Origin of the sequence: Pseudomonas sp. NFIX10 (genome assembly GCF_900111955.1) — a bacterium.
Lineage (GTDB): Bacteria > Pseudomonadota > Gammaproteobacteria > Pseudomonadales > Pseudomonadaceae > Aquipseudomonas > Aquipseudomonas fluorescens_AA.
This window is the reverse complement of sequence record NZ_FOKH01000017.1, coordinates 45483-71930: the sequence shown is the minus strand read 5'-3', so window position 1 is coordinate 71930 and position 26448 is coordinate 45483. Positions and strand designations below refer to the sequence as shown.

15 protein-coding genes and 1 pseudogene are annotated in these 26448 nt (G+C 60.2%); 9 read left to right on the top strand and 7 right to left on the bottom strand.

Annotated features, from left to right (window positions below; all coding sequences use genetic code 11):
• Positions 1 to 21: 21 nt before the first annotated feature.
• The 5 genes from BM321_RS16840 to BM321_RS16820 form a co-directional block, all read right to left on the bottom strand.
• A complete protein-coding gene (locus BM321_RS16840) occupies positions 22 to 324 on the bottom strand; it encodes an immunity protein YezG family protein (RefSeq protein ID WP_092443462.1) in 303 nt (100 codons plus the stop codon).
• On the bottom strand, positions 314 to 9718 hold the full coding sequence (locus BM321_RS16835; protein WP_256573485.1) for a hemagglutinin repeat-containing protein: 9405 nt from the start codon (positions 9716 to 9718) through the stop codon (positions 314 to 316). The genes BM321_RS16840 and BM321_RS16835 overlap by 11 nt, the downstream gene beginning before the upstream one ends.
• Before the next feature lie 23 nt (positions 9719 to 9741).
• Positions 9742 to 11448, bottom strand: a complete 1707-nt coding sequence (locus BM321_RS16830; RefSeq protein ID WP_092443460.1) for a ShlB/FhaC/HecB family hemolysin secretion/activation protein — start codon at positions 11446 to 11448, stop codon at positions 9742 to 9744.
• 235 nt (positions 11449 to 11683) lie between these two features.
• Positions 11684 to 12583, bottom strand: a complete 900-nt coding sequence (locus BM321_RS16825; protein ID WP_092443458.1) for a proline iminopeptidase-family hydrolase — start codon at positions 12581 to 12583, stop codon at positions 11684 to 11686.
• A 90-nt stretch (positions 12584 to 12673) separates the two neighbouring features.
• Complete coding sequence (locus BM321_RS16820; protein WP_092443456.1) at positions 12674 to 13435, bottom strand: LuxR family transcriptional regulator; 762 nt, start codon at positions 13433 to 13435, stop codon at positions 12674 to 12676.
• Positions 13436 to 13600: 165 nt separating this feature from the next.
• Between BM321_RS16820 and BM321_RS16815 the strand changes: the two genes are divergently transcribed.
• The 7 genes from BM321_RS16815 to katG all read left to right on the top strand — a co-directional run bounded on the left by BM321_RS16815 (position 13601) and on the right by katG (position 22613).
• Complete coding sequence (locus tag BM321_RS16815; protein WP_092443454.1) at positions 13601 to 14488, top strand: proline iminopeptidase-family hydrolase; 888 nt, start codon at positions 13601 to 13603, stop codon at positions 14486 to 14488.
• Positions 14489 to 14491: 3 nt separating this feature from the next.
• The gene (locus BM321_RS16810; protein WP_060739260.1) at positions 14492 to 15439 is read left to right on the top strand and encodes an ABC transporter permease; all 948 of its coding nucleotides are present in this window, start codon (positions 14492 to 14494) and stop codon (positions 15437 to 15439) included.
• Entirely contained in the window at positions 15436 to 16293 is an 858-nt protein-coding gene (locus BM321_RS16805) for an ABC transporter permease (protein ID WP_092443452.1), read from the top strand. Before BM321_RS16810 ends, BM321_RS16805 begins: the two co-directional genes overlap by 4 nt.
• The gene (locus BM321_RS16800; protein ID WP_092443450.1) at positions 16290 to 17276 is read left to right on the top strand and encodes an ABC transporter ATP-binding protein; all 987 of its coding nucleotides are present in this window, start codon (positions 16290 to 16292) and stop codon (positions 17274 to 17276) included. The genes BM321_RS16805 and BM321_RS16800 overlap by 4 nt, the downstream gene beginning before the upstream one ends.
• On the top strand, positions 17273 to 18244 hold the full coding sequence (locus BM321_RS16795; RefSeq protein ID WP_092443448.1) for an ABC transporter ATP-binding protein: 972 nt from the start codon (positions 17273 to 17275) through the stop codon (positions 18242 to 18244). The genes BM321_RS16800 and BM321_RS16795 overlap by 4 nt, the downstream gene beginning before the upstream one ends.
• Before the next feature lie 27 nt (positions 18245 to 18271).
• Entirely contained in the window at positions 18272 to 19786 is a 1515-nt protein-coding gene (locus BM321_RS16790) for an ABC transporter substrate-binding protein (protein WP_092443446.1), read from the top strand.
• Positions 19787 to 20348: 562 nt separating this feature from the next.
• On the top strand, positions 20349 to 22613 hold the full coding sequence (katG, locus tag BM321_RS16785) for a catalase/peroxidase HPI (RefSeq protein WP_092443444.1): 2265 nt from the start codon (positions 20349 to 20351) through the stop codon (positions 22611 to 22613).
• A gap of 152 nt (positions 22614 to 22765) precedes the next feature.
• Here the strand turns inward: katG and BM321_RS16780 are convergent, their stop codons facing one another.
• Positions 22766 to 23614 (bottom strand): phosphatase PAP2 family protein, encoded by an 849-nt coding sequence (locus BM321_RS16780; RefSeq protein ID WP_092443442.1) that lies wholly within the window; start codon positions 23612 to 23614, stop codon positions 22766 to 22768.
• A gap of 24 nt (positions 23615 to 23638) precedes the next feature.
• Positions 23639 to 24310 (bottom strand): lipopolysaccharide core heptose(II)-phosphate phosphatase PmrG, encoded by a 672-nt coding sequence (locus BM321_RS16775; RefSeq protein ID WP_092328754.1) that lies wholly within the window; start codon positions 24308 to 24310, stop codon positions 23639 to 23641.
• 212 nt (positions 24311 to 24522) lie between these two features.
• Here BM321_RS16775 and BM321_RS31325 point away from each other — a divergent pair.
• A pseudogene (locus tag BM321_RS31325) lies at positions 24523 to 25536 on the top strand (methyl-accepting chemotaxis protein); the annotation flags it as partial.
• A 42-nt stretch (positions 25537 to 25578) separates the two neighbouring features.
• Positions 25579 to 26442 carry a methyl-accepting chemotaxis protein gene (locus BM321_RS31320; protein ID WP_371856630.1) on the top strand — a complete coding sequence of 288 codons (864 nt, stop codon included), beginning with the start codon at positions 25579 to 25581 and terminating at the stop codon, positions 26440 to 26442.
• The last annotated feature ends 6 nt before the right edge of the window (positions 26443 to 26448 follow it).

Genomic DNA, 26448 nt, shown 5'->3' with positions numbered 1-26448 from the left:
GCGGCACTGTGCATTTGAACATCAGTAATTAAACTTCGTTTTCACCTCACCCTCACGTCGATAGGACATTGAAAAAGAAAGCCATTCTTCACCTCGCGCCTTGCCCTCTGCCTTCAATTCCTTTATCAATCTATATAGTTTGGAGCTATTAAAATCAGTATCAGCATCGGTTACTTCAACACCATCCTTCTCAACAGTCAGCACCGACTCCATGTACCCTTCACCCACCTCAACCTCATAACAGAAAGAGTCATAACCCAAAACTATTCCAGAATCAATTAAAGAAAATATTTCCTTCACAATTTCTAAATCTTTAGTAACCATTACTCACCTCTGGAATTTTACCAGCTTCATTTTCAAAGGAGACCGTTCGAGTTTTACCATCGATAGTATAGGTCAACTCCATAGTATCCGGCCTTATCGAATCTGAATTTTCACGCTTAAATTTTATAGTCGTAGGCCCTATAGTTCTCGACGGATCACTCAACGCCTCACGCATTCTATTCTCATAATAAACTTTATATGCCGAACTGTTAAAGTTTCTATCTTGAGGAAACAAATTATAACCATCACAGGTACCGCCCTGACTACACGCTTGAGCATGCCCGCCAACGTCTGTTTCGCGTCCCTCCTTACCAGCGGCTGTTTGTCTGGAATCCCTTGGGACTTTGACATTAACAGGTGTAAACGTCAGCTCTTCTACCATGCCATGACTATTCGTAACGAAGGAATCGCCATTATCCAGCTCATATCGAGTATTAGGGCTCCTGGCATTTGGATTATTAAGTATTTCGTAAGTGGGCGACCCTTTGACTGACTGGCTAGTATCCACCTTCACGACAGGATACGAAGCATGCGATTCAGCTGTACTGCCGCCGGCATTCGGTTTCGATCCGTCAGGCGTTACCGACGATTGATTGTTTTTCGGCCCCGCTTCCACCCACCCCTTCGACGGCGTATCCCCAAACTCCTTGGCCCAATCAGGATGCTTCGGATCAATCTCCAGCCCATCAGCGCCCTTCGCTATACCCTCCGAAGGCCCCTTACCAACAATACCGATGACCTTACCCGCCCCAGATCCCACCGCGTTCCCGACGGTCCCCAAAGCGATATTCAGCAGCGTCGTTGCGCCACGAACGTAAACATCTCCAGATTGTTTATCGCGGCCTTGCTCGTGGCGAACCTTGAAGAGATTATCGCTAATCTCCAGGTCAGCCTTATCTTTGTCACTGAGTTCACTGGCAATCGATTTCGATATTGAATCTTTTGCCGCAGCTATTTTGTCGCCAAACAGCTTGTCGACCACCACGTTCCCGGCGAGACCAACCGCCATTTTGGCAGGTCCCATGACGGCCTGAATCCCCAAGCCCAGGAGCTGAGCTTGTTCTACTGGAAGACCGTCCAAGTATGTCTGCAATCGCGCAGTTTCTTGCAGCAGCTTTCTGCCCGGCGTGTCCACACGAACGTCTTCGACCTTTCTCCACTTTAAGGTGCCATCGGTATCCGTATACCAAGCAAGAGTACGAGGCTTTTTCTCCGAATCATTTGATACACAGCCCCCCTTGGCGTCGCAACTTTCTTGCAGCTTGGCAAACTCTTCAAATCTCTTCGCGAAGACTTGGATAGCAGCTACATCCTCAGGCTCCAGATCCTTGATATCCCCAGCATCCTTGCCATTGCGAACAAGATTCTTCGCAATATTCAGCGCAACCTCATCCCCCAGCGCAGCTCTCGCCGCAGCAGGCACCTCATCAATCGAAACCCGCTGCGCCTGAATGTTGGTCCAGATCTGCTTGGTGGCCTGGACCGGCCCATTAACCAACTTGAGTGCATCCTCATACGCCTTCAAGCTGCTATCGGGATAGCTTTTGATGCTGTTTTTCCAAGCCTCCACCGTCCCGGAGGTATCCATCACAGCGTCCACCGAGGACTTGGTGACATACAGATCGGTCCGAGACTCTTCATCCTTGGTGATCTCGTAAGCCCTACTCACGTCCCGGTTGAGTCCAACCGTCGAATCAGCCCCGGTCTGAGCGTCATTACGCACCACCACATCGCCGGCCCCAACGGTCGCCCGGACGATCTGTTGACGATCCTTTTCGTACTCCCAGCCGCTGACGCTCCAGCCGTTTTTATCTTTCTCGCCTTTGCCAACCTGACTGCTGTCCTGGGCGCCGCCGCCACCTTGGGAATAGCTGCCACCGACATTCAGGTAGTAGCCGTGCTCCTTGTCCTTACCGGCGATGTCGCTGAAGCCCAGGGTTTTGGTGTCCAGTTTGAGGTTGCCGTTATCGGCGGCGATCAAGGCGCCATCCAGTTGGGTGTGATCCTCGGTGCGGATGTCGACTTTGTTTTTGCCGGTAATGCTGGTTTGTTGTCCAACCCAATGGGTCTCACCGGTCGTTTTCCCATACCCCACCGAGCCGCTGACGCCGGCGCCAGGACCAAAGGTAGCGGTAACGCTTAGGTCGAACTCCTTGCCTTTGACCGTGCCTGTATCAGGGGCCGAGGAAACGTTCAGGTCACCGCCAACACGGCCAACGACCTCATCGCCGCGCAGGGTGCCACCGCTGATGTTGGTGTCCTTGCCGCTGGTGAAGCCCAGGCGATTACCTGCGTAAAGGTAAGCGTCTTGCTGACGCTCGCCTTCACGTTCTAGATCACCCTTACCGATGTTCACGCTGACGTAGACGCCTACGCCTTGGGAGCCGAACGTCAGGCCGGCCTCGCCACCACCGTTGTGGCGGTTTTTTTCGCTGCTGCTGTCGTTCTGCGCCGAGCGAATATTCAGCTCATTACCCGCATCGAGCGCGATATCTCGCCCGGCCTTGACCCGCGTTCCTATCAGGTTGATGTCATGGTTGGCATCCACGTTGAAATCCCGCCCAGCGGCAACCTGGGTGGCAGTGGAACTGCCATAGACGCCATCCTCCGTGGCTATCCCGTAACTGCCGCCCACCCCCAATTTGAAGCCGCCACTGGTGCCACCATGAATCCCACTCCAGCTTTGGCGCTCGCTGCTTTCCTGGGTGACACTGCCCTTTGCCACATCCAGCGCGACGTCGCGCCCCTTGACGTTGATATCTCGCCCGGTCTTTAGCTGACCACCTTTGACCGTGACGTCGTTGCCGGCATTGAGATTAAGGTCGTTGCCCGCATCGAATGTCGACGCGCGGTTGGTCTGCTCAATGACCTGCTGGCTGCTGGTTTGCGTGCTGTTGCCGAACTTGACGTCAACGGTCGGTCCGTTGACGAATTGGGCGACGGCATCAATACCTTTAAGGGTGCTGGAACCCTTGCTGACGCCGTTCTCCCCTTTACCCGCGCCGCTGACCGCATCCTTGGTGTTGCCATAGTTATGATTGAACGAAATGCCAAGGCCATTACGACTGGCTTCGCGCTCCTGCTCGATCCGTTGGGTTTCGCGTGCCGCATCGATGCTGATGTTGTGGCCGGCCGTGAGGTCAATATCACGGGTGGCGCGCAGATCTGAACCGACCTGGTTGATGTCCCGCACAGCGTTGACGGCAACGTCCTGTCCTGCGCTGATCTGGCTGGCAGCAGCGGTTTGCTGCTCCAGCCGGTTTTTCTCTTTGGTGCGGTCCGCACCGGCGAAGAAACTGATGCCGTTTGCATCCGAAGACACACCGATCCCGGCTTGTTTGTTCTTTTCCCAGTCCTGCTCGGAACGGCTGTTCTGCGCGGCCAGCACATTTACGTCGCGTCCGGCATTCAAGCTGACGTTGCGCCCGGCATCGATGCCGCTGCCGATCAGGTTGATATCGCGTTCTGCCTGCAGGGTCGCATCGCGATCAGCGGAAACCTGGCTGCCCACGCTGGTACTGCTTTGCGCTTGCCGGCCCGCTTCCTTGGCCGAGGAGATCGAGAGGAAACCACCCGACACCGATAACCCGTTTTTCTTCTTGTACTCCTCACTCCGGCTATAAGCCGTATCGTTGGCCGAGACGAGGTTAATGTCGCCACTGTCCTTGACCAGACCCGCACGCAGTTCCACATCATTGCCAGCAGTGGTCTCACTGGCCCGCACGCGCAAGTCGTTGCCTGCCGCGATCACCACGTCGTTGCCGGCCTCTAGCTCACTGGCTACCTGGGAGGCCGTAGTCTTCAATTCGCTCTTGCCGCTCTTGGACAAGCCGAGGAAACCCGATTTGGTTTTCTTGCTGTAGGAGCCATGCTCCTCGACACCCGATAGCACTGCCACATCACCCGTGGCACCGACGACCAGGTCATCACCGGCCTTCAACTGACTGCCGATCACGGTGACATTACGACCGCCATCCAGCGTGACACCGCCACCAGCGGCTTGGCTGGTATTGACCGTCAGGTCCTGCCCCGCCTCCACCACGGATGCGATGTTGGTGCTGTGGTAGCTTTCCCGTTGTTCGCTTTTACTGCGGCCAAAGGAGCCTTTGCTTTTCTTCGAGTAGAACTCCGCGGCTTCATCCGTTGCGGACAACAGATTGATATCGCGCGTGGCGTCGAGGGCAACGTCCTTGTCGCCTTTCATCTGGCTGGCCACCAGGCTCAGGTCTTGTCCCGCCTTGGCGCTGAGGTCGCCTCCCGACTGGACAAGCGATGACTGCTGGCGGACCAGATCGCTGCTGCTTTTGACTTTTTTGCTTTGGGACGCGCGATGGCTTTCGTTGGCCGCGGACTCGATGGCGATATCGCGCCCGGCTGTCAGCGCCAGGCGGGTCTGGGCGATGACGTTGCTGGCAACGACCCTCAGGTCCTGCCCGGCCGTGACCTTCAGCTCGCGGTCAGCCGTCACGCTGGAACCATTCTGGTTAATGGTCTGGTCCCGGTGTTTGCTGCCCTGCGTATGGCTGTCCACCTGCTTGGCGGAGGTGAGGTTCACATCACGCATCGCCTGCAAGTTCGTGTCGTTGCCACTCCTGAGCACACCACCAACATTGACGATATCCCGCCCAGCGCCCGCGCTCAGATCATGACTCGCCTCAATCCGCGCCGCGCTGTCGGCAAAATCACGTCGCTCGGTCTTGGAGCCGGTGCTGCTGGCATGGGTGGTGATGGTTCGCTCATTGGTCAAATCACCGGCCACCGCCACAACACTGACATCCCGCCCAGCAATAACCCCACCCGCCCTGTTAGTCAGGTCATTACTCGCCAACGCATCCAGCCGCCCCCCCGCCTCCATCAACCCACTGTTGACCAAGCTGTCGCCAGCCGAGGCCCTCAGGTTGCTGGACGCCCGCAAGGTGCCCGCATTGTTCAGGTTTTGACCCGTGATCAGGCTGATGTCGGCGCCCTGAATCAACGCACCATTGGCCGCGAGGCGGTTGTTGGCCTGGGCCAGGTAGAGCACCGGGACCAGCACCTGCTCGTTGTTCACCGTGCGGGTTTCCATCCAGACGATGTCATGGGTCAGGGCCGCGACTTGTTCGGCGGTTAGGCTGACGCCCAAGGACAGGTTCAGCGTGTCCTTGCTGGCGATGGCGTTGTTCATCAGGTACTTGAACATGCCGTCGTCTGAGGTCTGGCCGTCGAGGAAGCGCTGGCCGGTGCGGGCGATCACGGCTTGTTGGATCAAGCGTTGTTCGTAGAAGCCGTCACCCAGGCGCTTGGCGGCGATGTCGGGGTCGTAGCCCAGGTTCGTCAGCAGGTAGTCCGAGCTCATGAAGCGGCGCATGTCGGTCAGCGCCGGGTTGGTCTCGATCAGGTATTTTTGCGGGTTGGTCCGGAACGAGCTGTCGGGCAGGCCGCGCACTTGGGTCAGGCCTGAGCCTTGGGTCGGTGTGGTCGAGCCGTCGCCGCTCATGCGGAACAGGCCGTTTTGCCCGGTCGGCAAGTCAAAACCTGGCAAAGCCAGCGGATCGACCTGTTGCTGGGTCAGGTTCGGGGGTAGCTGCCGATTGACGCTGATGCGGGTCGAGAAGGCGTTGTCGGCCTGGGTGTCGGTGCGCGGGCCGGCACCGACATAGTTGTAGCCGCCACGCACGACGCTGTTGTCGGTGTTGCCCAAGGTGCGGACATCGACTGCGCCGCCGGCCTGGATAATCGCGGCGTAGGTCTGGTTATCGGTAGTACTTGTCTGGGTGCGGAACTGCGGGAGCTCACGTTCGGTCATGCCGATGAAGCGGCTCATCGCTGCCTCGAGGCCACCCAGGTCATTGGCATTGTAGCCTGGGCTCTGCAACCAGTATTTGTTGGTGAAGTCATTGGCGGCGGCGCGCCAGTCACCTGGGCTGCGCGTGCGCTCGGACATGAAGGTGCGCGAGGTTTCGGTCTCGCCGGTCTCGATGCCGATGTTGTCCAGGCTAACGAGGTTGGCGGTCAATGCGCCGCCGACGCCGATGCTGCTGCTCCGGTTGGTCAGGGTGCCGCCCTGGATATCCAGGTTACCGCCGGTGGTGATGCTGGAGGCGGCGCTGGCTGCGGTGACTTCAAACTTGTCTCGCTGGACGATCTGCCAGACGTGGTTCTCCTTGCCACCGCTGCAGTCGCCGGCGTTGACCCCTTCGATGCAGGCGACTTCCCTGATCGAGGCGGTGTAGATGCCTGCATCGTGGGTGGTCAAGACCTCTCGGACATTGTCGATCGTGCTGGCCGCCAGGCGCATGTTGCCGTCGCTCTGCAGCGAGCCGGAGCTGTTGAGGATGCGGCTGGCACGTGTGCCGAGGCCGTCGCGATCGATGCTCAGGTCACCGAGGCTGTAGATATCGGCATAGCGGTTGGTCAGGCTATTGACGCGCAGGCTGGTAGCGCCGCCGCTGAAAATCAATCCGTGCTCGTTGAGCAGGTCGCCGGTCGATACGCCGAGCGCGCCGGCACTGCCGAGGGTGCCGTAGTTGTTGATCGTGGCGGCAGTGACGCTCATGTCCGCCGCCGAGGTCAGGCGACCGTAACTGTTGAGGACGCCATCGACCACGACGGTTGTGCGGCCGCCGCCGGCGATGCTGCCGTTTTGCTCCAGGTTGATCAGCGCGGCCTTGAGGCCCAGGGTGCCGAGACTGCTCAAGCGGCCGTTGCCTGCATAGGCGCCGGTCAGTTGCAGGTCGATCGCCCCATCGCTGCCGATCAGGCCGTCGACGCGCCAGTTGCTGCCACGGCCCACCATACTATCGGTACTGAGCAACTGGCCGGTGGAGGTCTGGGTCAACTGGTCGACATCCACGACCAGGTGCCCGGCCTGGATCGCCGTGCTGTTGGTCCAGCGATCAGCCGTCACCGTCAGGTTGCCGTAGGTCACCAACTGCCCGCCCGCCTGGCCCAGGTTGGCCTGGCTGATGCCGAACACTCCCAGGCCGGTGTGCAACAGCTTGCCACCCGCGTTCTGAATGCTGCCGGTGTCCAGGCTCACATTTTGGCTGGCGGTTTCCAGGGTGCCGTCGTTGTTATCGAACAGGCCACCGATGTCGAACACGGTGGTGCTGTTCTTGCCCAGGGTGCGCAGTTGGCCCTTCTGGTTGCTCAGGCTCGCGGCCAGAATATCCAGGCTGTCCTGGCTTTCGATGATGCCCGCGTTGTTGTTCAGCGCGCCCGAAAGGTCAAAGTCGATGCGACTGGCGCTGACCTGCCCGCCGCCGCTGTTGTCCATGTCCCGACCAATGACCTGGACCTTGCCCGTGGCGTATATCCCACCGTTGCGATTGTTGATATCCGCACCCGCGTTGGTGATCACGACATCGCCGGCTTGTGCAGCGATGCGCCCGCCGTCGTTGAACAGCCCAGCCAAGGCTTGGATGCTGAGTCCTTGGGCCTGGATCGTGCCGCCCCGAAGGCTCACGTCATAGCCGTTTTTCAGCACACCCGTGGCCCGCGCCTCCAGCGCGGCTTTGACGCTGGACAGCACGCCGCCGCGGTTGTCCAGGTTGGTCGCGAAGACACTCAGCTTGGCGTCCTGGGCGATGATGCTGCCACCCTGGTTATCGATATCACCTGCGACATCCACGGTCACCAGGCCCTTGCCTTGCAACGTGCCCTTGGCGTTGTTCAGGCTGGCGGCATCGAGTTCGAGCGCGCCTTCACGGCTGGCGATCAGGCCCTTTTCGGCGTTTTTCACCGAGTCGCTGGCACTGACCAGCAACTTGCCATTGGCGGCGACAGTACCTTTGTTGCTGTTGTCCAGGCTGGCGGTGCGCACGGTCACAACGCCCTGGCTGGACAATTCACCGCCCTGGTTTTTGATCGCGCCGGTGCTGGTGATGTCGAGGTTTTTACCGGTCATGACCAGGCCGGTCAGGTTGTCCAGGCTGCCGAGGATCAGCGTCGCGCTGTTCAGGCTCGATAATTCACCGGCATTGTTTTCCAGGTGGCCCAGGTTGGCCGTCAGCAGGCCCTGGCTATTGATCAGGCCGCCCTGGCTGTTGAGGACCTGATCGGCGGTCAGGTGCAGTTCGGTGTTGCCGAGGATGCGGCCTTTGTTGCGGTTATCCACTGCGTTGCCGGTGACGGTGGTATTGCGCTGCCCACTGAGCGTACCGCCCTGGTTGTTCAACGCCGTGGTGGTCGTGACGTTCAGGTCGCGACTGGCAATAACGGTTTTGCCGCCGTTGTTCAGTTGCTTGGCCGTGAGGGAGACATCGCCCGTGGTATTGCGGCTGTTATCGGCGTTGACGCCGGCTTCGATGATGCCGTTGTTGCTGAGCCTACCGCCGCTGTCCAGGTGAATGCTGTCGCGGGCCACCAGGTTTTTCTGGCTGGTCAGGTCGCCCTGGGTCTTAACGTCCAAGCGGCTACCAGCGTACACCTGGCCACGGGTTTCCAGGCTTTTGGCCACGATGTCGACAGCACCGGCGGCGGCCGTCTGCGCCAAACTCAAATGCCCATTGGCATCCAGCTGAATATCCCCCCCACTGGCGACCATCTTGCCGTCCAGCTTCACCCCGACTCCGGCCTCGGTACCCACCAGCTTGATCGCCCCGGCGTACATACCACCCAAGGCCGAGGAATCGATGGCCAATTCAGGTTTGGCACTGCCGTCATCGGCGCGGGCAGTGGCATTCAGGGTGCCTGCGTTGACGTCATTGCGCCCAGCCACGATGGTCAGGTTTTTTGCCTGAATCTCAGCGTTGATCTTGGCGCTGCGGGTGATGATTTCGAAGCGGTCGACGTTGTTCGCGTTCAGGCCTGCGCCTTCGATGGCGACGCTGCCCTGGTCCACCTGATAGCGACCCACTTGGCCGTTTTCGATGATCGGCTTGCCCGTGGTCAGGGTCGCCTTTGGGGTATTGATGAAACCGCAGCCGTTACAGCTGATGCCATAAGGGTTGGCGACGATGACGTGGGCCGACTGCCCTGCCACTTCGGTGTAGCCGCGCAGTTGGCTGGGGTTACCGCCGTTGACTTCGTTGAGGATGGTGGTGGCGGCCGTGCCCTGGAGGTTCGGGTTGCCGAGGATGATCCCACCCAGTTGCGTGGCCTGGGCCGGGTTGGTGGCGTTGTTGAGGATCACGCCGTTGCTGCCGACGTTGTAGTCCTTGAACTGGTTGTGAGACAGCCCGCTGCCGTTGGGCTTGGCGATGTTGACCACCGGCACGCCGTTGCCGGCCTGGCCGAGGCTGGTGCCCGGGGCGCTGACCACGATGCCGTCGGCCTGGGCCCACATCGGTTGCCAGAACATGACGTTGGCCAGCAGGAACGCCAGGCCACGCTTGGGCATGCCCCAGAAGGCGTCGCGGGTTTTCAGGGCAGCAGAAGGCTGGCGGGCCAGGAAGGCGTGTTGGCGGTCGTCCATGATCAGATCTCGTTACAGCAGCGTTAAATAGATACATCCAAGCGGAAGTAGATCGGCGCTTCGCGCTCGGTCAGGGCATCCGGACGTTCCAGGGAATGGGCGAAGGTGACGCTGGCGTTCAGGTGCTCACCGCGGGCGAACAGCTCCAGCGAGTTGCTCGACATGCGCCCGTGCTGATCACCGTTGTAGCGATCGCCACGAATCACGCCCTGGTCATAACCGAGGCTGGTGCCGTATTCGGCGAACACCGGGCGCAGCCACTCCATGGTCACCGGGCGGCTCCAGCGCAGGTCGTTGCGCCAGTAGCCGCCGCTGTCGCCGGACAGCGTCTGGTCCTTGTAGCCACGAACCGACGACAGACCGCCCAGGCTCATGCGTTGCGGGCTGAACAGCACGTCCTCGCTGCGCTGGCCGGTCATCAGGCTGCTGAAGCTGAAGGACTCGCCCCCCAGCATGAAGGGCTGCAAATAGCTGAGGGTGGCGGTGTATTTGCGATAGCGCGCATCCGGCAACCCCGGCCCCGGCTCATGATCGCCCTGGGCATCGAGGACACCGATACCTTGTTGCAGGCCCAGGTCGAGGTTGACGAAGGCATTGCCGATCCGCCGGCCATGGTTGATGCCGAACTGCGCCTCGCTGATGCGATTGCTGCTTTCGGCGAGCTTGCTGTCTTCGATGAAGTTGTTGGTGCGCAGGTACGAAAGGCCGGTGTTGAGTGAGGTCTTGCTCACGGCATCGCGATGGACCACCCGCTCCAGGCGAACCTGATGGTTCTGGCTGTCGCCGCTCTGCTTGAAATTGAAGCCGTTGGCCTGGCCCAGCGCGCGGTACTCGCTCTGGCTGTAGGTGTAGCTCAGGTTCCACCAGCCAAACGGCAGGTTGTAATAGAGCATGCCATTGCGTGAGGTTTTCTGATGGTCGCTGACGGCATCATGGCCGCCGCGCAAGGCCAGTTGGTCAGCCAGGCCCAAGGGGCTGTCCCAATCCAGGGAAGCGCCCCATTGCTGCTCGCCGGTGCTTTTCTGCCCATCGTTATGCCGTGACAGGCCGGCGCGCCAGGGTTTCTGCGGGGTGTTGTCGACCCGCACTTCGCTGCCACCGATGTTCTGCCCAGGCGTCAGCACCATTTGCGCACGGTTGGACGGCAAACGGTTCAGTTGATCGACCATCTGCTCCATCTCCCGCAGGTTGAGCAGATCGCCGGTTTTGCCGGGAAACGCCATCGCCAACTCACGGTCCGACAGCTGGCTGTTCTCGGCACCTTTCAGGCCTTCCAGGCGGCCCTCGACGACCAGCACTTGCAGGTGACCGCTGGACAGGTCCTGTTGCGGCAAATAGGCGCGACTGGTGACCAGGCCCTTTTCCAGGTAGTGATCGGTAATGACCTTGAGCAACTGGTTAAGCTGCGGTACGCCCAGGCATTGGTTGAGGAAAGGTTTGAGCAGGCGTTGGCGCTCGCCTTCGGACAACGCACCGGCGCCCTTGAGCTCGATGGTCTTGATCGGGAAGCAACGGGTATCGACTGGTGCGGTCGGCTGGGCCGGCTTCGCGTCCTTGCCGGGCAGGTCCTTGAGCTCTTCCAGGCGCCGACGTTGCTCTTCGAGCAGACGGTCCTGGCGCTCACGGATCAGGTCCGTGTCGCCGGGGGTCGGCGCAGCGTAAGCAAGTGTTAGCGGAGACAGGCACAGCAAAGCCAGGCACGACCTCGCCCACAGGGCGGGTGAGAACATGTTCGATCCCTCGATACAGAAATGACAGCAAGCTCGTGAGCGGACGAAGAGCCGAATGCCGGCTTACCCCCCATGAAACACTCACGTTGCTGATGCGCAAAACCACGCGCACACCAGACCCTGCATATCGCTTTCGGTTCAAGAGAGCGGGAATTTTCCATCCAAAAAAGAGACGCGTCTCACAGGACGCGTCGAAAAACACAACACAAAACGACTGCTCGGATTGCGCAGACGCCTACAGACGCTCATCCAGGAAACTCACCACGGTTCCCATGCAAGCCATCCGTTCCTCGATATGGGGCATATGGCTGGAGTGTTCGAACAACGCCCAGCGAATGTCGGGAACATGATCCACATAGGGTTTGACCACCAACGGCGTCGCTTCATCGTATCGGCCTGAAATCAGCAGGGTCGGCACGCTGATCCGAGGCAAGCGATCGGTGATGGACCAGTCCTTCATGCTGCCGATCACATGGAATTCGGTGGGGCCATTCATGGCGTGATAAACGGTAGGATCGGCATCGATCTGGGCAAAGGTCCGGGCGACTTCATCGGGCCAGGGCGTGACACGGCAGACATGACGGTCGTAGAAAACCCGAGCGGCCTCAAAATACTCGGTAGACGTCAAGGTTCCGGCCCGCTCGTGCTTGAGCAGTGTTTGCTGCACCTCAAGGGGTAGAAGCTGGCGCAAGCGATTGACTTCAAGGAGCCACGTGGACATGTCCGCCGGGGAGTTGGCGATAATCAACGCGCGCAAGCCTGCGGGCTGAAGCACCGCATGTTCGCTGGCCAACATGCCGCCCCAGGATTGCCCCAACAGTGCGTAATTGTCGCGAAGGCCCAGATGATCCAGCAGGTTCTCCAACTCATCGAGAAAGAGCGCCACGTTCCAGAACGAGGGGTCTTTTTCCGGAAGATGGGTGGAACGCCCATTGCCCAGTTGGTCGTAATGAATCACCGGATAGCCACTGTTGGCAACATCCTTGAAGGCATCGACATAATCGTGTGTACAGCCCGGGCCGCCATGCAGGATCAGCAGCGGCGTACGGCCACTGCTGAAATCGCCCGTGATGCGATACCAGGTCTGATACGGACCAAAAGGTGCAAAGCCTTCGTGCGTTACGGGAAGATCCATTTCGTGCCGCTCTCTAGAAATCCTGCGGAACACGATACCGGGGACTGGACAGCGGAATAACTAGAGAAACAGATAGGTTTTTACCCGATTTCAGCTATCGAGCAACCGATAGTGCACCGCCCTGACCACGGCCTGGACTCGATTCCTGGCGCCAAGCTTGTGCATTGCAGAAGTCAGGTGGAGGGTGATGGTGGCCAAGGAACGATTCAGTTGCCGGGCGATGTCCGCCGCCGTCAACCCTTCAGCGGCTAATCTCAAGCACTCACGCTCGCGCTTGGTCAGGCGAACCGGGCATGCGCGGGCCTCCTTGCCGAGCAGCGGAAAAGCCGCCTCTTGCAGGGCATGGGAAATCAGGCTGAAGTCGCCCAGCGTTTGCCGGACATCCTGCAGGGTGCTCCCCTTCGTATCGGTGCGCAGCCCGGTCAATGTCGCAAAGCCACCTTTGGGCAAATGCATCGGCACCGTCACGCCACAGGTCATGCGCGAATCCCGCAGGTAGCTCACGACCGGTGCATGACTCTGGCCGATGAACGACTGCAGCACCGTGTCGGCCTCCGGTCGATAGGACCAGACAAAAGGAGATATGGCATTGATTGCCAGATGCTGGACGGGGTCGATCTGGTAATAACCTGCTTCACACCAGAGCGAATGCCAATCATGGGGGGTATTGCGCAACTTCAGCACAGTCGGGGTGATCAGTGCCCCATCATGATCCAGCGGCACCGGACTGTAGTCGTACACCAAGGCTTCAAAGCCCAGTGCCTGGACCATCCCCAGGGTGTTATCCAGCTGTTCGTCCAGGCTCCTGCCAGACAAAAGACGGGTATTGAAGTCAGACAGCTTGGCCTGCATCCATTCAGCTCCCTTATTAATTTCAATCCTGAAATCGTGCAAGTAGAATGCCACGCCTGAGCGAGGGAATGCCAGAGATCAAACCTATAAGAATTGCTAGCTTATGGGCGCGTAGCTTCCTCGGTAAGGTTTAGCCAACGGGCGCACCTGAGCAGGAGAGCAATGATGTGGCGTGAGATCAAGCCAGACCAGCGGTACGACGTGGAAGTCGATGGTCATCGTCTGGTGGCCTATGGCTTTGGCGACGGCGACGACGTGCTGTTGTGCCTCAATGGCGGCCCGGGATTGCCTTGCGATTATCTGCGTGACAGCCATGGCTGGCTCAAGGAAAAGGGCTTGCGGGTCATCGCTTTCGATCAGTTGGGTACCGGCGCCTCGGCCAGGCCTACTGACGAATCCCTGTGGGACATCACCCGCTATGTGGCGGAGGTAGAGACCGTCCGCCAAGCCCTCGACCTGGGCAAGGTGCACCTGCTGGGGCACTCCTGGGGTGGCTGGCTGGCGATCGAGTACGCCATTCATCACCCTCAATCGCTGAAAACCCTGATCCTGGAAAATACCGCCGGCGATATTCCTCATCTGTCCCTGGAGCTGGAGCGTCTACGGGCTGCCCTGGGCAGTGAGACCGTCGCGATGATGCAGCGCCATGAAGCCTTGGGCACCCTGGATCATCCGCAATACCAGGCGGCCATCACCCTGCTCAACTATCGCCATGTCTGCCGTCTGGACGAGTGGCCAGCACCGGTGACACGTTCCCTGGGCGACTGGAACATGGGGCCTTACATGACCATGCAGGGCCCCAACGAATTTCTCTATACCGGCAATCTCAAGGACTGGAATCGCATCGAGCAGATGGCCGGCTTCGAAATGCCTGTGCTGATCACCACCGGTCAACATGATGAACTGACGCCAGCCTGTGCGATGCGCATGAAAATGGCGCTCAAGGATGTACAACTGAATGTGTTCCCCAACAGCAGCCACATGCCGTTCTACGAAGAGCCCCACGCCTACTTCCCGGTCCTGCTGGACTTTCTGCACCGCCATCGGAACTAGCCCATGAACCTGGCGCGCTACCGTTTCATACTGTCGCGCCCGCTACAGCTGTTGCCGGTGCTGTTTGGCATCAGCATGATCACCTTTGTGCTCGTGCGCTCGATCCCCGGGGACCCCGCCAGGGCGCTGCTGGGCTCGCGCAGCACGCCGGAGGCGCTGATCAGGATTCGCGCCCAGTACGGTCTCGACCAGCCCTTGTGGATGCAGTACTTCTACTTTCTCAAGAACCTGCTCAAAGGCGATCTCGGCCAATCGCTGCTCTACAAAGTCGACGCCTTGCAGCTGATCAGTACCCGCATTGAGCCAACCCTGTTCCTGGTGCTCGGCAGCGTACTGCTGGCGCTGCTGATTGCCGTGCCGCTGGCCACGGTAGCGGCACGCAACAAGAGCGGTTGGCAGGATCATCTGATTCGCCTGTTCACCACGGCAGGGCTCGGCATGCCGGCGTTCTGGCTAGGCATCATGTTGATCCTGCTGCTCAGTGTGCAGTTGGGACTGTTCCCGGTCTCAGGCTATGGACGTACAGGGTGGGACAAACTGCATCACATGGTTTTGCCGTGCCTGACCATTGCCTTGGCACTCTCCGCCGTTCTGGTGCGCAACCTGCGCGCCAGCATGCTCATGGAGCTACAAGCCGATCATGCCACCGCCGCACGGGCCCGGGGCTTGTCCGAGCGGGCGATATTTCGTCGGCATGTGCTGCCCAACTCCCTGGTACCGGCGGTCAACCTGCTGGCGGTAAATATCGGCTGGTTGATCAGCGGCACGGTGGTCATCGAAAGTCTGTTTGCCATTCCCGGCATCGGTCAATTGCTGGTACGCGGTATCTTTACCCGCGACTACATGGTGGTCCAAGGCGTGGCCATGGTGCTGGCCCTCGCCACCGTCACGGTCAATTTCCTCGCCGATGTGCTGACCGTGATGATTGATCCGCGGGTGAACATGCGATGAGCGGCCAGACCCTCAGTCCCGCCTGGCGTCTTGCGCTGCGCTTCGGCTTGCGCAACGGTCGCCTGGCCACCGTGCTAGGCCTGGCGATTCTGTTTGGCTGGCTGTTGCTCGCACTCTTGGCACCCTGGGTCGCGCCCTTCGATCCAATTGCCCAGGACACCGATATTCGCCTGTTGGGGCCGAGCCTGGCCCATCCGTTCGGCACGGACAATTTCGGGCGCGACGTTCTTTCCCGAGTGATCTGGGGTGCGCGCATCGACTTGCAGATTTCCGTGATCGGAGTGGTTTTCCCGTTCTTGATCGGCACTTGCGTCGGCGCCTTGGCCGGCTATATCGGTGGCCGGTTCGACACGATCTGCATGCGCCTGATCGATATTATTCTGGCCTTCCCCTTCCTGGTGCTGATGTTGGCAATCATGGCCATCCTCGGCCCCGGCCTGAGCAGCTTTTATATTGCGATGGCCCTGGTGGGTTGGGTGTCCTATGCACGGCTGATCCGTTCGCAGATCCTGGTGCTCAAGCACAGCGATTTCGCCCTGGCGGCCAAAAGCTTGGGCTTCGGCCATGGACGCATTCTGTTTCGGCACCTGTTGCCCAATGCCATGTTCGGTTCGATCGTATTTTCCATGTCCGATGCGGTACTGGTACTGCTCAATGGGGCGGCGGTCAGCTATCTCGGCCTGGGGGTTCAGCCCCCCACCGCCGAGTGGGGCACGATGGTCGCCGAAGGCCAGAGTTTTATCACCAGCGCCTGGTGGATCTGCACCTTCCCGGGACTGGCGATCGTTACCTTGGCCATGGGCTTCAGTCTGCTGGCCGACGGTGTCGCCGAGCACCTCGGAGAACGCCCATGAGCACACCAGTGTTGCACGTCGAGGACCTCAGCGTGATCGCCGGCCACGGTGAGGGCGAGGTCACGCTGGTGGATCGCGTGTCATTTGACTTGGCCGAAGGCGAAATCCTCGGTCTGGTGGGTGAAAGCGGCTCAGGCAAGACGATGGCCTGCCGGGCCTTGATGCGCTTGCTGCCCTCCGCAAACCTGCGGGTCCAAGGCAAGGCCGTGCGCCTTGCCGGCAAGGACCTGCTGACACTGGATGAAGCCGACATGCGGGGCATACGGGGTCGGCGGCTCGGGATGATTTTTCAGAATCCCGGCAGTCATCTTGACCCGTTGATGCGTATTGGCGAACAGATCGGCGAGGGCATACGCCTGCATCAGGGGGCGTCCAAACGTGAAGCACGGGCGAAGGCCATTGATGTGTTACGCCAGGTGGGCATTCCCGATCCGCTAACGCGGGTCGACAGTTATCCCCATGAGTTTTCCGGTGGCATGCGTCAACGCGCCATGATCGCCGTGGCATTGGGTTGCAACCCCCAGGTGCTGATCGCCGATGAGCCGACCACCGCCCTGGATGTCACGGTACAGGCACAGATCCTGCGCCTGCTCCTGGATTTGCGCGACCAACGTGGGCTGTCAATCATCATGATCACCCACGACCTGGGGATCGTCGCCCAGACCTGTGATTCCATCGCGGTGATGTACGCCGGTCGGCTCTGCGAGCACGGCAACAAGCTTGATCTGCTGGCTCACCCACGACATCCCTATACGGCGGCCCTGATCGACTGCCAACCGGCTACCAGCGCCGGCCATGCCATGCTCAAAACCATCGCCGGCCAGCCTCCTCTGCTGAATGCGCTGCCCACGGGTTGCCGCTTCAATCCTCGCTGCCTTCAACAGGGCAGCCAGTGCACGCGGCTGTTGCCACAGATGCAAGTCACGACAGAGGCACACCGAGTCGCCTGCCATTACCCGCTGCCTGTGGGAGCTTCGTCATGACTCTGTTGCATGTGAAAGATCTGCAGGTGCGCTTCGCCGCCCCTGGCAGTGGTCCGTTCGGAATCAACAGGCAATGGGTGAAAGCCGTCAACGGCGTGTCGCTGACTCTGGCCACCGGGGAGGTGCTTGGGTTGGTGGGGGAGTCGGGCAGCGGCAAGAGCACCCTGGGTCGGGCCATCTTGCGCCTCACTGAGGTCAGCGCCGGACAAATCCTGTTCGATGGCGTGGATATGGCCCGAGGCAAGCGGATCGACATCGAGCGACTGCGCCACGAAACCGCGATGATTTTCCAGGATCCCTATACCGCCCTCAATCCACGGATGAGCATTGGCGACACCCTGGCTGAAGTGCTGCGAGTACGCTGTGCGATTCCTGCCTCGCTGATTCGCCAGCGGGTCGATGAACTGCTGAACCTGGTCGGCCTGCGACCGGAGCTGGCCCACCGCAAACCGGGTTCGTTGAGTGGCGGTCAATGCCAACGTGTGGGGATCGCCCGGGCACTGGCCATCGAGCCACGGTTGATCATCGCCGATGAATGCGTGGCCGCGCTGGACGTTTCCATCCAGGGACAGATCATCAACCTGCTGCTGGAGCTGCGACAGCGCATGAACCTGGCGATTGTGTTCATCGCTCACGACCTGGCGATCGTTCGGCGGCTCTGTGATCGGGTCGCCGTGATGTACCTCGGCGAGATCGTCGAGCAAGGCCCCACGGAGGCCGTGTTCAGCAGCCCGCGGCATCCTTATACCGTCGCGCTGATCCAGTCCATTCCACACATCGACCCGACTCGACCGTTGCTGAGCGACCCCCTGCCTGGCGAGCCCCCCAGCCCCCTGAACCTTCCATCCGGCTGCGTTTTTCACCCGCGCTGCCGGTATGCACAACCCATCTGCGCGAAAACGCCGCCCCCCAGCCATGACATCAATGGACATCGTTATAGCTGCGTGCTCGGAGAGCCATTGCTCTAAAAAAATTCACCAATAGGGAGTTTGACCATGCGATCGAAATATTTGAAGTTGCTGACCGCCGCGACGTTGACCGCTTGCACACTGGCGGCCGGTGTCGCCCAGGCAGCAGGCGTGCTGACCATCGGTTGCCGTGAAGAAAGTACGACGTTCGACCCGATCAAAAGCGCGCAGAACCGTGATAACTGGGTGTTCTCCAATGTCTACGACGTATTGGTGCGCGTCGACAACACCGGCACCAAGCTGGTACCGGGGTTGGCCGAAAGCTGGCAGGTTTCCGACGATGGCATGACCTATACCTTCAAACTGCGCTCGGCCAAGTTCTCCGACGGCTCAGCGATTACCGCCAGCGATGCAGCGTTCAGTCTGTTGCGCATCCGCGACAACAAAGGGTCGCTGTGGAGCGACTCCTACAAGATTATCGACAAGGCCCAGGCAACCGACCCGCAGACACTGGTGGTGACACTCACGAGCCCTTCAGTGCCCTTCCTCGCGCAACTGGCGTTGCCCAACGTCTCCATCCTGTCGCAAAAGGCCATGGAGAAAATGGGTGAGGAAGCCTATGCCCAGGACCCCATCGCTTCTGGCGCCTTTATCGTCAAGGAGTGGCTACGCGGTGATCGCGTGGTGCTGGAGAAGAACCCCAACTTCTGGCAGGCCGACAAGGTGAGCCTGGATGGCGTGGAATGGATCTCCATCCCGGATGACAATACGCGGATGTTGAAGGTACAGGCCGGTGAACTGGATTCGGCGATCTTCGTGCCCTTCTCGCGCGTCGAAACCCTGAAGAAAGATCCCAACCTGGTCGTACACATGGATCCCTCCACCCGCGAGGATCATCTGCTGATCAACCATGAGCACGGACTGCTGGGCAAGCCTGAAGTACGTCAGGCCCTGGACTTTGCGATCAACAAAAAATCCCTGGTCGATACCGTGACGTTCGGCCATGGCCAGGTGGCTTATTCCTACATTCCCAAGGGAGCGCTTTATCACAATGCCGATAATCTGCAGCGCCCGTACGACCCGGAGAAAGCCAAAAAAATGCTGGCAGATGCAGGCGCTTCAGGCCTGAAGCTCAACTATGTGGTCAATGCGGGCAATGAAGCCGACGAGCAGATCGCCGTGCTGGTCCAGCAACAGCTCGCAGCAGTCGGCGTGACAGCCACCTTGCAGAAAGTCGACCCAACCCAGAGTTGGCAGATGCTGATCGACGGCGACTACGATCTGTCCGTGATGTACTGGACCAACGACATCCTCGACCCGGACCAGAAGACCACCTTCGTGCTGGGACATGACACCAACATGAATTACATGACCCGCTACAAGAACGACAAGGTCAAGGATCTGGTCGCGGCCGCGCGGGTAGAAGTGGACCCGACCAAGCGCAAGCAGATGTATACCGACCTTCAGGCAATCGCCAAGCAGGACGTCAACTGGATCGATCTCTACTACAGCCCGTACATCAATATTTCACGCAAGAACATCGAGCACTTCCAACAAAACCCACTGGGACGCTTCTCTCTTGAGGAAACAGTGAAGCGCTAGCGAGTAGTGGCTTTCATCCGAGTCGGATGGGGCCAGTGGCAACGCCTTGATCATGAATCGAGGCTTGCCGCGCAGGTCGAACAGAGGCCCCGCGCAGGCTTCGACCTTGGTACGCACGCTGATGCGTCTATCGGTTGACCGTTCCACCAGAAGGCCAGGGCATGACCCGCTTCGTGGAAGGCCGTGCTGCGCGGGCATTTGTTCATGATGGGGTCCGTCACGGCAGGCGCCGCTCATATCTGCCTCCCCCCCGGACGCCGATAAAAGTTTGTCCCTATCGAGCGTTAATACCGCGCCTATTAGCTATCTGCCAAAGGGGGACTAGCCTGAATTCAGGCTGGTGTAATCCGGCCCGTGAAACCTGACAAGAGATAGGAAGCGTTCAGAAACGTACTGGGCTTGCCGTGGGCCACCGCATTGGCAATTAGACGTTGCCGCGTGGCAGAACATGATCAGTTGAGCGAACTGTGAGCCCTGCGCCCTGTGTCATTTATTTCGCCTGTCGCTATTCGAAGCCCGCCGGGCCGGATAGCTGGATGAATACGACCAAAGGTAGCTTCTCATGGCAAACGAATCGAAATGCCCATTCAATCACGCCGCTGGCGGTGGCACGACGAACCGCGACTGGTGGCCGAACCAACTGAATCTGAAGATCCTGCACCAGCACTCCTCGCTGTCCGACCCAATGGGCGAGGATTTCAACTATGCCGAAGCGTTCAAGCGCCTGGACTTCCAGGCCTTGAAACAAGACCTGAATGCACTGATGACCGACTCGCAAGACTGGTGGCCAGCGGACTTCGGCCACTACGGACCGCTCTTTGTCCGCATGGCCTGGCACAGTGCAGGCACCTACCGCACCGGTGATGGACGTGGTGGGGCGGGTTCCGGCCAGCAGCGGTTTGCACCGCTCAACAGCTGGCCCGACAACGTCAGCCTCGACAAGGCGCGTCGGCTGCTGTGGCCGATCAAGCAGAAGTATGGCCGCAACATCTCCTGGGCCGACCTGATCGTCCTCACCGGCAACGTCGCGCTGGAGTCCATGGGCTTCAAGACCTTCGGTTTTTCCGGTGGTCGTGCCGATGTCTGGGAGCCGGATGAAGACGTCTACTGGGGTTCCGAAAACAAATGGCTGGGGGGCGATGTTCGCTACGGCAAGCCCGACAAAGCCGCCATGCAGGATCCCGGCGAAGGCCAATTAGTGGCCGAACCTGGCAACGAAGAAAGCCGCACTGACGAAGGACGCAACCTGGAGAACCCGCTGGCCGCCGTGCAGATGGGGCTGATCTACGTCAACCCGGAAGGCCCCGAGGGCCAGCCGGACCCGGTCGCCGCCGGGTTGGATATTCGCGAAACCTTCGCCCGCATGGCGATGAACGACGAAGAAACCGTGGCACTGATTGCCGGCGGCCACGCCTTCGGCAAGACCCACGGCGCCGGGCCTGCGGACAATGTCGGTGCCGAGCCCGAAGCCGCTGGCCTGGAGCTGCAAGGCCTGGGCTGGAAGAACACCTTCGGCACCGGCAAGGGGCCCGACACCATCACCAGTGGCCTGGAAGTCACCTGGACCACCACGCCCACCCGCTGGAGCAACAACTACCTGGAGAACCTGTTCGGCTTCGAATGGGAACTGACCAAGAGCCCGGCAGGCGCGCATCAATGGACGCCGAAGAACGGCGCAGGCGCGGGCATCATCCCCGATGCCCATGACCCGGCCAAACGGCGTAATCCAACGATGCTGACCACCGACCTGGCGCTGCGCTTCGACCCGATCTACGAAAAAATCTCCCGGCGCTTCCTGGAAAACCCGGAGCAGTTGTCCGACGCCTTTGCCCGCGCCTGGTTCAAACTGACCCACCGTGACATGGGCCCGCTCTCACGTTACCTCGGCCCGGAACTGCCCAACGAAGAACTGCTGTGGCAAGACCCTATCCCGGCGGTCGATCATCCGCTGGTCAACGACAGCGACATCGCCGCCCTCAAAGCCAAGCTGCAGGCCTCGGGCCTCACGGTTTCACAGCTGGTGTCCACGGCTTGGGCCGCGGCCTCCACCTTCCGTGGTTCCGACAAACGCGGCGGTGCCAACGGTGGCCGCCTGCGCCTGGCCCCGCAGAAGGATTGGCCAGCCAACCAGCCAGAACAACTGGCCCAAGTGCTGGCGACCCTGGAGAGGGTTCGGAGCGAGTTCAACGCCGCCCAAGCCGACGGCAAGAAAATCTCCCTGGCGGACCTGATCGTGCTGGCTGGCAGCGCCGGTATTGAACAGGCCGCGAAAAATGCCGGGCTCAGCGTGACGGTACCTTTCACGCCAGGACGCATGGACGCGAGCCAGGAGCAGACGGACGTCGAGTCGTTCGGTTTTCTCGAGCCCATCGCCGATGGTTTTCGCAACTACCTCAAGGGCCGGTATCGCGTGTCCGCCGAGGCGCTGCTGATCGACAAGGCACAATTGCTGACCCTCACCGCCCCGCAAATGACGGCACTGATTGGCGGCCTGCGGGTACTGGATACCAATGTCGGCCACACTGCGCACGGTGTCTTTACCCAGCGACCCGGGACCTTGAGCAACGACTTTTTCGTCAACTTGCTCGACATGGGCGTGGAATGGAAAGCCCTTTCCGACACCCAGGAAACCTTCGAAGCTCGCGACCGCAAAACCGGCCAGGTCAAATGGACCGGCACTCGCGTTGACCTGGTCTTCGGCTCCAACGCGCAGCTGCGGGCCCTGGCCGAAGTCTATGCCAGCCCGGATGCCCAGGAGCAGTTCGTCAAGGACTTCATCGCGGCGTGGGTCAAGGTGATGAACCTGGATCGGTTCGATGTGCGGTGAGAAGGGGCCAAGCCCATGACGTCGTGCAAGGACGCGGCCTCATGAACTTTTCTTCACCCCACGCCTGCGTGGGATTGGGTAAAGTCCCCTCGCTCATTCAAGAAACTAAGGTTTTAGCCCGCGCTCCCAGCGGGCTTTTTTTTGCCTGGCGTTCAGGCTGACGAACGTGTGCTGCCCAACGCAGGCAAGGCAGGCGTTGCCGTCGTTCGCTGTCGCGTCGACACAGGCTGCTCCAAGGCCGCTCGCCCATAAAACAGCAACGCCGTCAGCCAACAACTCAACCAGACGAAAATTCCCGCCCAGAACGTGTGGGACATGTAGTGCCACCCCTGCAGGACCCGGGTCGTGCCGTAGACAAACCCCAGGGCCAGCGCCCCATACATCAAGGCTTTCGAATGACGCCAGCGGTAGCGGCGGGCGACGAAATACAGCGCCAGCATCGTGAAGCCGCCGGACGCATGACCGCCGGGCCAGCAACGACCGTCACCGGCGACGTTCAGCAGGTCGAAGTTCTGGAACCATTCCTTGCGCTCGATCTTGCCGGCGTACTGGGTGGTTTCCACCGGGCAGTACACGCTGGTGTGGCCCTTGAGGTAATGGATCACCCCGGTACTGAGGGAAAAGGCGAAGACCACGTAGAGAAAGTCGCGACGATGCTTGTGGGCAAAACGTAATGGTTTGCCCAGTCGGGCCTTATCCAGCAGGCGAAGCAGCCCAGGGCGCTTTTCCGGTTTGAAGATCGGCCAGAAAAACGACAACAGCACCCCCACTATGGCCGCCTCGCCGGTCCAGTTCGGGACGACCCTCGCCCACTTGTGGGTGATTTGCTCGAAGAGCCGCACGTGCTCTAGCGGAAAGACCTGGTGCAGCGGATCGTAGAAAAGATCGCTGATGGCGATGTCGATGCGGGTCATATCGAACAGCAGGAACACCACGGCGGCACAGACCAAGGGAATTCCGAGGTTGAGTCCGTAGAAACGGGCGCGAGCAGACGTAAGCATGAGCGGTCCTAATCGTGGGAAAAATTACTGAAACGCCACCGAGTGCCAGTCAGAGGCCTCGATAAACCCAAGCAAGCGTGGCGCTTGGGGCTGGGCAGTGGAAACGAACAGCGAAGCGCCATAGCCGAACGCCGAAGTCGGGCGCTGGAGCGCGGTTTCCATGGCCTGCATGCATTCGCTGTGGGTGACCAGAATCAGGTTGCGCCCCGCCACCTTATGGGCCAGGGCATTACGCAGCAGGTCATGCCGGCAATTGATCAGCCAATCGTCACCGGTACTCACCTTGTTGAACATGTACCCCGCCGTCTGGGTCGCACGCACCAGCGGACTGTTGTAAAGGTCGACGTTGTCCAGGCCCAGTTGCTCGAACCGGGCACCGAGGCCCACCGCAACGGCACGGGCGCGGTCCGTGATGCCCTCGCGCTCATTCAGGCACGCGGCCTTGGAGTGGTCGCAGCGCTCGACATGGCGCACCAACACGATCATCTCGCCCTTGGCCCAGCCATCGGCCAAGGCCCGGGCACCGGCGATGTTGCCATGGGCCAGGTCCGGCACCGCTGCCGGGCTCAGCAGCCAGAAGGTCAACGGGATCACCAGCAGCGCCGAAGCCAGCACGACCAGAGTGTTTCGGTAACGGGCGAACCAGCGTGCATCGATCGAGCGCGTCAGGCCGAAAAGGCTCAGTCTCAGTTCCACATCAAGCCGCCCCGACGGCATCCACCCAGTCATTCGATGGCGCGACAGTAGAGAGGCCAACGTAGGCAGGCAGTGAAACCGATGTGAAAAAAAGCTTCAGATCCAGGCCCCCTCGCCGATACAGCCCTGCTACATGCTCTTGCTGGCTCTTAACAACAACAATCTTCCAGCCAATCGATGATCAAGCAGCACAACGTTTCTGGAGGAATTTGATGAATAGCTGGTTTGGCAACATTAGCGTCAACATGAAATTGGGCCTGGGCTTCGGCCTGGTGCTGGTCCTGACCTGCCTGCTGGCCCTGACCAGTTGGACCAGCCTGGGTGGGCTGATCGACCGTAGCAACTGGATGAGCGACATTACCCAGCTCAACGCCAGCCTGACCAAACTGCGCGTCAGCCGCCTGCAATACATGCTGACCAATGGCGACGAAACCGCTGCACAAAATGTGCAGACCACCCTCGATGGTTTCGTGGCACAACAGAACGCCCTGCTCAGCAGTTTCAAGAGCCCGGCAAACGTCAAGCTGCTCAAGGAGCAGAGCGCGGTCATCGGTGCCTATCAGGTGTCCTTGAACAAAATGCGCAGCGCCTATCGCGCCGGCAACAGCGCCCGCGATGTCATGGGCGCGAACGCCGAGGTCGCCTACAAACTGATCGAGGACCTCGACGCCGACGTGCGGCAAATGGCCCTCAGCGATGAACGTTTCACCCAGTTCCAGGCCATCACCGAGGCCAAACAGGCCTTCATGCTGGCCCGCTACGAAGTGCGCGGCTACACCGCCAACAGCAACGCCGACACCGAACGCAAGGCCATCGCCCAACTGGACGCCGCCATCGCTTCGCTCAAGCCGCTGAATGAACATTTCTCCAGCAGCCGCCAGGATGAACTGCGCCAGCTGGAAAACGCCCTGACCCAATACCGCAGCGCCGTGCAGGCCTTCAAAGTAGCCACCGCTGATGTGGTGCAGGCCCGCAAGGAAATGACCGACCAAGGCGCGACCATCGTGGCCTTGAGCGAACAGCTGTACCAGATCCAACTCGACCGCCGCGACGCTGAAAGCGCCGAGGCCCGCACCCTGCAACTGATCAGCACCTTGCTGGCGTTGCTGGTCGGCGTCATCGCGGCCGTGATCATCACGCGCCAGATCACCGGCCCGCTGCGCGAAACCCTGGCCGTGGTCGAACGCATTGCCAGTGGCGACCTGTCGCAGAATGTCATCGTCACCCGCCGTGACGAACTGGGTGTACTGCAACAAGGCATCGCACGCATGGGCGTGACCCTGCGTGACCTGATCAGCGGCATCCGCGATGGCGTGACCCAGATCGCCAGCGCCGCCGAAGAGTTGTCCGCCGTGACCGAGCAGACCAGCGCCGGGGTCAACAGCCAGAAAGTCGAGACCGACCAGGTCGCGACCGCCATGCATGAGATGACCGCCACGGTCCAGGAAGTGGCGCGCAACGCCGAAGAAGCCTCCCAGGCAGCCGCCGCCGCAGATGGCGAAGCCCGTGCCGGTGACAAGGTGGTCAGCGAAGCCATCGCCCAGATCGAACGCCTGGCCAGCGAAGTGGTGCGTTCCACCGACGCCATGACCGTGCTGCAACAGGAAAGCGACAAGATCGGCAGCGTCATGGACGTGATCAAGGCCGTGGCCGAGCAGACCAACCTGTTGGCGCTCAACGCCGCCATCGAAGCGGCCCGCGCCGGTGAAGCCGGGCGTGGTTTCGCCGTGGTGGCCGACGAAGTCCGTGGCCTGGCCCAGCGCACGCAAAAATCCACCGAGGAAATCGAAGGCCTGGTGGCCGGCCTGCAGAACGGCACCCAGCAAGTGGCCGCCGTGATGAACAACAGCCGCAGCCTCACCGACAGCAGCGTGGCCCTGACCCGCAAGGCTGGAGAATCGCTGGGAAACATCACCCGCACGGTGTCGAACATCCAGTCGATGAACCAGCAGATCGCCGCCGCTGCCGAGCAGCAAAGCGCCGTGGCCGAGGAGATCAGCCGCAGCATCATCAACGTGCGCGACGTGTCAGAACAGACCGCCGCCGCCAGCGAAGAAACCGCCGCCTCCAGCGTGGAGCTGGCGCGGCTGGGTAGTCAATTGCAGATGATGGTCAGCCACTTCAGGGTTTGATCATGG